8 protein-coding genes are annotated in these 9,468 nt (G+C 65.8%); 2 read left to right on the top strand and 6 right to left on the bottom strand.

What is annotated here, in order from left to right:
- Positions 1–150: 150 nt before the first annotated feature.
- A complete protein-coding gene (locus ACX80X_RS17650; protein WP_459312883.1) occupies positions 151–1,707 on the bottom strand; it encodes a helix-turn-helix domain-containing protein in 1,557 nt (518 codons plus the stop codon).
- Positions 1,708–1,814: 107 nt separating this feature from the next.
- Between ACX80X_RS17650 and ACX80X_RS17645 the strand changes: the two genes are divergently transcribed.
- Positions 1,815–3,344, top strand: coding sequence for a purine-cytosine permease family protein (locus ACX80X_RS17645; protein WP_252603731.1), 1,530 nt, complete (start codon positions 1,815–1,817; stop codon positions 3,342–3,344).
- A gap of 52 nt (positions 3,345–3,396) precedes the next feature.
- A complete protein-coding gene (locus ACX80X_RS17640; RefSeq protein ID WP_252603734.1) occupies positions 3,397–4,356 on the top strand; it encodes a polysaccharide deacetylase family protein in 960 nt (319 codons plus the stop codon).
- Between the two features lie 92 nt (positions 4,357–4,448).
- Here ACX80X_RS17640 and ACX80X_RS17635 read toward each other — a convergent pair whose 3' ends face one another.
- The 5 genes from ACX80X_RS17635 to ACX80X_RS17615 are packed head-to-tail and all read right to left on the bottom strand — an operon-like array spanning position 4,449 to position 9,410.
- Positions 4,449–5,444, bottom strand: a complete 996-nt coding sequence (locus ACX80X_RS17635; RefSeq protein WP_252603737.1) for a ribokinase — start codon at positions 5,442–5,444, stop codon at positions 4,449–4,451.
- Positions 5,441–6,868, bottom strand: a complete 1,428-nt coding sequence (gene uriT, locus ACX80X_RS17630; protein WP_252603740.1) for a uridine transporter UriT — start codon at positions 6,866–6,868, stop codon at positions 5,441–5,443. Before uriT ends, ACX80X_RS17635 begins: the two co-directional genes overlap by 4 nt.
- Entirely contained in the window at positions 6,869–7,861 is a 993-nt protein-coding gene (uriH, locus tag ACX80X_RS17625) for a uridine-preferring nucleoside hydrolase UriH (RefSeq protein ID WP_252603755.1), read from the bottom strand.
- 46 nt (positions 7,862–7,907) lie between these two features.
- Positions 7,908–8,477, bottom strand: coding sequence for a DapH/DapD/GlmU-related protein (locus ACX80X_RS17620; protein ID WP_252603743.1), 570 nt, complete (start codon positions 8,475–8,477; stop codon positions 7,908–7,910).
- 36 nt (positions 8,478–8,513) lie between these two features.
- On the bottom strand, positions 8,514–9,410 hold the full coding sequence (locus ACX80X_RS17615) for a helix-turn-helix domain-containing protein (RefSeq protein ID WP_459312879.1): 897 nt from the start codon (positions 9,408–9,410) through the stop codon (positions 8,514–8,516).
- Positions 9,411–9,468 lie beyond the last annotated feature (58 nt).

Raw genomic sequence — 9,468 nt, 5'->3', positions numbered from 1 at the left:
CACGGATCTCTTCACGCGTAAAACCCTTGTTATCAACGGGCATCGCCGGCTCCTTCAATCAAAAAGTTAATGAATGACTCACAACCAGCTTGACGGAGAGGGGATCGCCGGAAAACCCACATCAAGTGAGAGAGCGTTGCCCGGGGCCGGCTAGAGTGCGGCGAGCCGGGCGGCCAGGTGCAGCGCTGCCAGACGGCCCGTTCCGCGGGGATCGCCGCCGCAGAGTGAGAAGATTCGCTGCAGCCGCTGATGCATCGACTGGCGCTCCAGGTGCAGCTCACGCGCAGCCTGCGCCGTGTTACAGCCGGAATCCAGCCAGACCCGCAGCGTCTCAACAAGCGCGGAATTTCGTTGGGCATCGTGGACGAGGAGGGCGCCGAGCTGCTGGCTGACATAGTCCGTGCGCTGCGTGTCATCCAGGGAATGGAAAGCGAGCCGCTCCACCGCGAAAGCGTCGGCGTCGAGGACCACTCCGGACTGTCCCGGCCCGGCTCTGAGCGGCCCGGCCTTGAGCGGCTCGGCGCCGGCGGCAAGGTCCAGCGTCAGCCGGGCTTCCGTCAGGGACCATTGCGCGGCGGAGATTCCGGTGGCCACCGGACCGACGGCGCTGACAGTTCCCTCCGGCAACGCCAGCGACTGCAGTCCGGCCAGAATTGCGTCCCGGTCTTCCTGCGTCTTCCCGGGGCGGAGAACGGCCAGCGCCAAGAGTTCCGCGTTGTCGGCGTAACTTGCACTGTGATGCCCCACCCGCTCCAGCAGGTGCTCCACGGCCATCCGGGGTTGCCGTGAGCCGGGGGACCGAACCACAACAGCCACCAGCTGCGCGGCCAACGGGATCCCGGCTGCCGGAGCGAGCTGCTGGAGCCGCCAGTTTTGAGTTCCGGAATCGACGGCGCGGATCAGCGCCGCACCCGCCATCTCCTTCAGGCCCGGGGGCATGCGCTGCAGCAGGGCCAACGCCAGAATGTCCACCGAGCGGTTGCCCGCGATCCTCGCCAGGTTCACATCAGCTCCCGCCAGGGCGTGAAGCGTAAGGCGGGCTGAAGGGATGCCACGCACGGACACGTCAACCTGGATGATCCGCGCACGATCCGGCGCGGCCTCGATAGACGCTCCGGGTTCCGGCTCCTCCGCATGATCAGCCGGCAGCGCGCTGGCCAGCGGGGCGCCCGCGGTGGACGTCAGCTCAACTTCCGAGCCGGTAGCGTCCGCCAGGACAGCCAGGATCCGATCAAGGCTGCCGCCATGGGCCAGCTCCACTGCCATGGCATGGCTGGCCTGGTCAGCCTGCTGCAAGTGGGCAGCTGACTCACTCACAAGCAACGAGTTGATCGCTTCCATGACGCCGACAAAGGGCACAACTTTGCGGAGCTCTATCAAGGGAAGCCCGGCGGCTTCAGCTGCTGCCACCATCGACGACGGTATCGAGGCCAGCTCCGTGCCAGTCTCTATGGCCAGCGCAGCCACTCCACGTTCCGCCAGTTCCCAGATGTAGCCAATACGCCGCTTATCCGTTGCCGAGACGAGGGCCTGACCGCCGGTGAGCAACAGTTCACCGCCGCCAAGTAACGGGGCAATGTCCAATACCTCACTGGAATGAATCCAGCGCAGCTGCGTCTGGGCCGCAATGGCCGCCGCTGCGCGGATCACAGGGTCCGCCGGCGTGAGGGTGGAATGTTTCAAGACATCCTGCAGGCGTATTGGCATGACACTCCGTCGCGTTTTCTCATGAACTGGCAGACACATTGTATGTGGTGCATGTGGCCTGGGCCACATAATCTGGGCTTATCCCTTTTACTCATGGAGGCTCCCCCATGCAAGACAACCTCTCCACAACGCAGCCAGGGCCGGCAATGACGCCGGCCGAGGACTGCGAAGCCTGGCTTCAGCCGATTCCCGAGTCCCAGCGAACTCAGAAAGTTTCGGGTCAGTTCTGGATCTGGGCCGGCGCAAACCTTGCACCGATCAACTGGGTACTGGGTGCCCTCGGCATCCATCTCGGCCTCGGCTTCGCGGACACGGTCACCGTTCTGGTTTTGGGGAACCTGATCGGAATGCTGTTGTTCGGCTGCTTCGTCCTCCTCGGCCAGAAGACCGGCGCCACCGGCATGGTCCTGGCCCGCGCAGCCTTCGGCCGCCGCGGCAACTACCTGCCGGCAGCCATCCAGGCGGTCCTGGTGATCGGCTGGTGCGCGGTTAACACGTGGATCATCCTGGACCTGGTCATGGCACTCTTCGGCACGCTCGGATGGGTGGATCCCACAGCACACAACTATGGCTGGAAGATCGGCGTCGCCACCGCCATCATGGCCGCGCAGGTAGCCATCGCCTGGTTCGGCTACAAAGCCATCGCAGCCTTCGAAAAGTGGACCGTGCCGCCCACCATCCTCATCCTGGCCGTCATGTCCGCCGTGGCCTGGTTCGGCATGAAGATCAACTGGACGTACGCTGGCCCCGCCGGCAACATTTTGGAAGGCTCCGAACGGATCGCGGCCATGAGCGCCGTGATGACCGCCATCGGCATCGGCTGGGGCATCACCTGGTTCACCTACGCCGCCGACTACTCCCGGTTCGTGAGTACCCAAGTTCCCAAGAAAAAGGTCTACCTGGCGTCGGTCCTTGGCCAGTTCATCCCGGTTGTCTGGCTCGGCATCCTCGGCGCAAGCCTGGCCACCAACAGCGGCGAAATCGACCCTGGGAAGCTCATCGTCCAGAACTTCGGCGTCCTCGCGCTGCCGGTGCTGCTGATGGTGCTGCACGGCCCCATCGCCACCAACATCCTCAACATCTACACCTTTTCGGTCGCCACGCAGTCGCTGGACATCACCATCAGCCGCCGCAAACTCAACCTGTTCGTCGGCGTCTTCTCCCTCGCCGCCGTCGTGTTCTTCATCTTCCAGGAAGACTTCGCAACAGTCCTCGACGCCTGGCTCATCGGGCTCGTGGCGTGGGTTGCCGCGTGGGGCGGAGTCATGCTGGTCCACTACTTCTGGATCGAGAAGCGCTGGCCGGGCAACCCGGAGAGGCTCTTCGACGCCGTCGGCACCAAACGCCTCCCCGGCGTCAACTGGGCAGGTGTCGTCTCCCTCCTGGTCGGCATCTTCGCCACCTGGCTGTTTATGTACGGACTCGTTCCGGCGATGCAGGGCCCCATTGCCGTGGCTCTGGGCGGCTGGGACCTGTCCTGGCTTGCCGGCGGCCTTGCCAGTGCCGGCAGCTACGCCATCCTCGGGCCGAAGGTCCACCGCAAATACCTCGAGGCCGACCAAACGGACACCGCCGCCCACCCGGCGTCCGCAGACCTCGGATTCGACGCCCAGACCAACGCCCCCGCCGGTCTCTGAAACGCCCCGGACCTGAATTACTGGCGGACACTGAAACTCAAGGAAACAAGACATGACCTTTGAAGCATTCGCGGACTCAGCCCATCCCATCACCTGGCCTGACGGTAAGCGGGCAGCAGCCTCATTCACGTTCGACGTCGACGCCGAGTCCTGCACCATCGCCCACGATCCGAAGAGCACGCGCCGGATGTCCCTGATGACCCACCAGTCGTACGGGCCCAAGGTGGCGGTCCCGCGGCTGCTTCAGATCCTCCAGCGACAGGACATCCGGGCCACCTTCTTCGTTCCCGGCTTCACGGCAGACTGCTACCCGGACACGGTCCGGCGCATCGTGGACGCCGGGCACGAGGTGGCCCACCACGGGTACCTGCACGAGCCCATGCAGGGCATCGACGCCGAGACCGAGGCCCGGTACATCGACCGCGGGCTGGAGGCCCTCGCAAGGGTCGGTGTGGAACCGGTGGGGTACCGCGCGCCGTGGTGGGAACTGAACTGGCACTCCCCTGCGCTCCTGGCGGACCGAGGTTTCCTCTACGATTCGAGCCTGCTCGACGGCGACGCACCGTACCGTTTCGGCGTCGCCCCCGGCGACAGCCGGGACATCGTGGAGATCCCGGTCGACTGGACCCTGGATGACTGGGAGCAGTACGCGTTCTACCCCGGAGTCACTGGCAGCGGTGTCATCGAAAGCCCGGCCAAGGTCTTGGAAATGTGGACCCTGGAGGCTGAGGCACACCATGCCCAGGGCAGCTGTTTTGTCCTGACCAACCACCCGTTCATCTCGGGCCGGCCGTCCAAGGCCGTGGCCCTGGAGAAGCTGATTGAACGGGTGAAATCAATGGACGGAATGTGGGTCACCACCATGGAGGCCATCGCCGAACACACCCGCAGGACCGTCGAGGAGGTCCACACCCACGCCCGGATCGAGGTCCCCTCCTTCCCGGAAACGGGGGCCCGGTTCACGCCGGCCGCGGTCCGGCAGCAGACACCGGCCGGTAGCCACAGCCGGTAACCCCGACTGCGGTAAGAGGCACACAAGGAAGCGCCCGACGGCGGCAGGAGACTGCCGCCGTCGGGCGCTTCTTTTGTACTGCCCTCAGACCGTCAGACGGTTCCCGAGGCGAGGAGGCGCTCCACGTCCGCCACCTGCGGATAGGCTGCCTGCGTTCCCTTGCGGGCGGTGGCCAGCGCGGCGGCAATCGAGGCGAAGGCGGCGGCGTCAGCCAGCGGCGCACCGGCTGCCAGGCGGGCGGCTACCGCCCCCGTGAAGGCGTCGCCCGCGCCGGTCGTGTCCACCGCCTTGACCTTGATGGGTGCCACCCGGACCAGCTGCTGCCCCGAAGGCGCCAGCGAATCCAGCACCACCGAGCCGTGGGCCCCCAGCGTGACCAGGACGCGTTGCAGGCCCCGCTCGGCGAAGTGCAGCCTGACCGCTTCCCAATGGCTGACATCCGCGTCGCTGCCGGGAATTTCGGCGGAACCGGGATTCCCGGCGGAGCCGAGGAACAGCGACGCCTCATGGGCGTTGACCAGCAGGACGTCGGTCAGGTCCGCCAGCGCCTGCGGGATTTCCGCGTACGGCGAGAGGTTCAGCAGAACTGTGGCGCCGGCGTCGTGCCCTGCCCGGGCGGCGGACTCAACCGTGTCAAGGCTGACTTCCAGGCAGAGACAGACCACTGCGGCGCCGTCGAACGTTTCCGCCGCAGCGGCGACGTCCGCCGGCGAGAGGGTGCCGTTGGCGCCGGCGGAGATGATGATGTTGTTTTCGCCGCTGGAATCCACGGCGATGACGGCGACGCCGGTGGCCTCGGTTGCTGAGGTGCGCACGCCGGAGATGTCCACCCCGGCGCCGGCAGCGGAGGACAGGAGCATGTCGCCGTTGGCGTCCACGCCCACGGCACCCACAAGACTGACGGACCCGCCCAGCAGGCTGGCGGCGACGGCCTGGTTGGCGCTTTTGCCGCCCGGGTTCACGGCGAAACCGTTGCCGTGCACCGTCTCGCCGGGCAGCGGCAGCCGCTCGCAATAAATGGTCAGGTCCGCGTTCAGGGAACCGACGACGACGATCCGGCCGCGGGTGCCGGCTGTTGCGGCGGTCATTCGGTCACCTCAGCCTCGACGGGCTTGGGGATCAGGAGCGACGCGGCGAACGCGGCCACCGTGATGACCAGGCCCGTCACCACCACGGAGAGGTAGGACGCCTTGGCGTCGCCGAGAGCCGAGGTGGCCACCAGCACTGCGGGCAGCACCAGGAAGCTCAAGCCGGCGCCCAGGTTGAAGGCGCCCGCGTTCATGCCGGGCAGGAATCCCGGGTTTCCGGCGGGTGAGAGGACAACTCCGAGGCCGTTCAGCATGATGTTGACCGTACCGGCGTACATGATGCCCAGCAAGACCGTTCCGGCGATCATCATGGGCAGGCTGCTGAGGCCGAAGAACGCGATGATGGCCAGGGCGGCGATGCTGCCCAGCATGCCGATGCGCAGGACCTTGGTGTAGCCGAGTACCGGCGCGAGCCTGCCGCTGATGGGACCCACCAGCCAGCCGAGCAGGGCGTACGGGGTGAGGATGATCAGCGACATTTCGGTGGGGCCGATGCCGAATCCCGGGTCAGCAGCCTGCACATACGCCGGCACGATCCCGTTGATGACGGCGAAGATGCCGGTCATGGTCAGCGTGGTGGTCAGCAGCGGCGCCCACGTGGAGCGTTGGCGCAGGTGGACCGTTTCCACCATGGGCTGCTTGGACCGCTTTTCCACGGTCCAGAAGGCGTAGAACGCGACGGCGGCAATCACCACCAGTCCGATCGCCAGCATGAGCGTGCCGGGCGCGAACCCGCCCACCAGCTTGGAACCCTCATTGAGGGCCGTGAGCAGCGCACCCACCGCAACCACGATGAAGAACACGCCCAGCCAGTCCATGGAGGTGCCGGCGGCCGGCTTGCTCTCGCCGGCGAGGAAGGCGATCAGGGCGGTGGCGACGAGGGCCAGGACCACCATGAGCCAGAAGATGCTGCGGAACCCGAAGTGCTCGGCGAAGTAGCCGCCCACAAAGGCGTCGACGCCGGCTACGCCGCCGTTGACCGCGGTGATGAGGCCCATGAGCGTCCCGTATTTGCGCGGGTTGCTGACGGCGGAGCGCAGCATGATCAGGCACAACGGCACGGTGGGGCCGCTGACGCCCTGGATGATGCGGCCCACAAAGAGCCAGGTCACGTCGGGGGCCATGGCCGCGATGACCGAACCAACGGCCATCAGGAGCATCATGCCGATCAGGATTTTCTTCCGGCCGATGATGTCGCTCAGGCGGGGCAGGAAGAGGGAGAACAGGGCGGCGGCGGTGAAGAACCAGGTCTGGGAGAGGCCGATGACGGCCTGATCGGTGTTCAGTTCCTTGCCCATGGTGACCAAGGCGGGGCTGAGCATGGAGGCGTTGAGCTGGAACGCGACGCACGCGGCCAGCAGGGCGACCATCAGGGCGGTGACGTTGCCCCGGCTGGTCTTTGCCTCAGTGAGGGTGGCGGTCATCTACTTGCCTCCCGTGGCTGCTGCAAGGGCGGCGGGTTCAGCAGCGGCGGCGGGAGCGCCGACGTCGGGCTCACCGATGCGCACGAGGGCATCCGTGACGAGGTCCCAGAAACGGGCGTGGTCCAGGTCAAGGGCCACGGAGGTGGTGCAGTCATCTGGTGCGGGAGCGCGGAAGTCGGCCACGGTCATGCCGAGCGTCAGCGTGCCCTGGAGTTCGATGTCAACGGGAACCTTGCGGGTGGTGACGATGCTGGGATCGATCACGTAGGCCACGGCGCAGGGATCGTGGACGGGCGGGAAGTCAAAGCCCTGGGCGTCCTTGTAGGTCTGGGTGAAGAACTCCATCAGTTCCATCACGAACTTGGCGGGTCCGGTTCTCACAGCTGCGATCTTCTCCACCACGTCCGGAGTGGCCAGGGCCTGGTGGGTGAGGTCCAGGCCCACCATCACTACGGGCCATTTTTCGTTGAACACGATGTGGGCGGCTTCGGGGTCGATGATGATGTTGAATTCGGCCACGGCGCTCCAGTTGCCCACGTGGTAGCCGCCGCCCATGAGGACAACTTCCTTGACGCGTTCCACAATGCGCGGTTCCTTGCGGGCTGCCAGCGCGATGTTGGTGAGGCCGCCGGTGGGTACGAGGGTGACCGTGCCTGGCTCGTGGGCCATCACGGTGTCGATGATGAGGTCGACGGCGTGGCGCGGGTCCAGTTCGATGGTGGACTCGGGCTGTGCGGGGCCGTCCATGCCCGTCTCGCCGTGGATGGACGGCGCGGTTTCGATGGTGCGGACCAGGGGCCGGCCGCAGCCGGCGGCAAAAGGCACCCCGGTGATGCCGGCGATGGTCCCGACGGCGAGCGCGTTCTTGGTGACCTTTTCGAGCGTCTGGTTGCCCACCACGGTGGTGACGGCCAGCAGTTCAATATCAGGGTTGCCGTGCGCGAGCAGGATGGCCACGGCGTCGTCATGCCCGGGGTCGCAGTCAAGAATGATCTTCTTGGGGGCGGGTTTGGGTGTGGTGCTTCCGACTCCGGTGGGTTCAGTCGGTCAGCGAGCGCACTACCCGTGCAGGCGACCCCACAACAATGGCACTTTCCGGTACGTCCTTCGTGACCACGGACGCAGCCGCCACGACGGCATCATCACCGATCGTCACGCCCGGCAGAATTGTGGCGTTGGCCCCGATCCAAACATTGCGGCCAATGACCACAGGGGCCGGGTGCATGTCCGCGCGACGGCTCGGCATGAGGTCGTGGTTGAGCGTGGCTATCACCACGTTGTGCCCGATCAGGCAGTCGTCCCCGATGACCACACCGCCCTGGTCCTGAAACTTGCACCCGGAATTGATGAAGATCCGTTCCCCGAGGGAGATGTTCTTCCCGAAGTCGGAGTAGAAGGGCGGGAAAACCGTCACAGATTCGTCAACCGGCTTGCCGGTCAGCTGAGCTAACAGCTCCCGTACCCGCTCCGGTTCCTGATATCCGCCATTGAGTTCGCCAGTGATGCGCAGGGCAACCTGGCTGACCCGGTGCATGACCTCATGCAACGGCGAGTCCCCGGTGATGGTGTGTCCGGCATTCAGCGCCTCAAGGAGATCGGCGAGTTCCATGGTGTCCTTTCAGTCAAAGCTCGTCACGCGTGCGCGTCAATTGTTCGGTTTTGCTGCTTCCGAAACCGCCGTGGCCGCCCAGCTCGTAAGGAGTTTGATGCGCTCTTCGTGGGTCGTCCCGGGTTCAGCGGTGTAGAAGCTGACGTCGTTGACGGCACCCGGGGAGGTGGTCGTCAGGGACTGGTAGGTCAGCTCCAGGTCGCCTACCACGGGGTGTCGCAGCCGCTTGGTTCCCTCGTGTCGGAAACGGATGTCATGCGATGCCCACAGCGTGCGGAACTCGGGGCTCAAGGTGGATAGTTCGCCTACGAGTTCGCGCAGAGAGCGGTCGTTGGGCTCACGGCCGGCTTCGGCACGCAGCAGGGCGGCGGTGGCCGCGGCGCCGGCGTCCCAGTCGACGAAGAACTCCCGTGCGGCCGGGTCGAGGAAGTGAAAGCGTGCGAAGTTTGCTTGGCCGTTGGCAGTGGTGGTTTCGCTGGCAAACATGGGCGCGTGGAGTGCACGCCCCAGCGCATTAGAGGCCACGATATCGAGGCGGCCATTGCGGACGAACGCGGCCGACATGGTGATGGAGTCAAGCAGCCAATGGACAGCGACCGCCAGCCCCACTTCCTTGCGGCGGGAATGCGTCCGGCGCATGGGCCGGGCGGCCCGTGCCAGCTCGAAAAGGTACAGGCATTCCTCATCATTCAGGTGCAGTGCCCCGGCGACGGCCTTGAGGACGTCGTCAGACACGCCACTGATGTTGCCCTTCTCCAGCCGCGCGTACCACTCGGTGCTCACTCCGGCGAGGACAGCAACCTCTTCGCGGCGCAGTCCGGGAACGCGGCGACGGCTGCCCGCGGGAAGCCCCACCTGCTCCGGGCGGATTTTGGCGCGGCGGCTGGCCAGGAAGTCCCGGATGTCGGCGCGGTTGTCGGGCAGGTTGTCCATGACTCCACGATAGCCCCGGTTCACCAGGCTAAAGGGGGGAGAGCTTGTACCCCCATAA

The sequence above is a fragment of the Pseudarthrobacter sp. MDT3-1 genome, from assembly GCF_054510755.1.
This window is presented reverse-complemented; position numbering and strand designations above follow the sequence as displayed.